Source organism: Paenibacillus sp. 203 (genome assembly GCF_037027525.1).
Classification (GTDB): Bacteria; Bacillota; Bacilli; order Paenibacillales; family Paenibacillaceae; genus Paenibacillus; species Paenibacillus polymyxa_B.
On sequence record NZ_JAXCHD010000105.1, the window covers coordinates 1 to 237 of the forward strand.

General features: G+C 50.2%; 1 rRNA gene. It reads right to left on the minus strand.

What is annotated here, in order from left to right:
- Window positions 1–237: ribosomal RNA gene (locus WA407_RS26605) — 23S ribosomal RNA — on the minus strand; the annotation flags it as partial.

Consider the following 237-nt stretch of genomic DNA (forward strand, 5'->3'; position numbering starts at 1 on the left):
GAACAAGTTTTGAACTACAGGGCTTTTACCTTCTCTGGCGGGCCTTTCCAGACCTCTTCATCTAACCGGTTCCTTTGTAACTCCATGTGAGACGTCCCACAACCCCAAGGAGCAAGCTCCTTGGTTTGGGCTAATCCGCGTTCGCTCGCCGCTACTGACGGAATCACTATTGTTTTCTCTTCCTCAGGGTACTTAGATGTTTCAGTGCCCCTGGTCTGCCTCTATTCTGCCTATGTA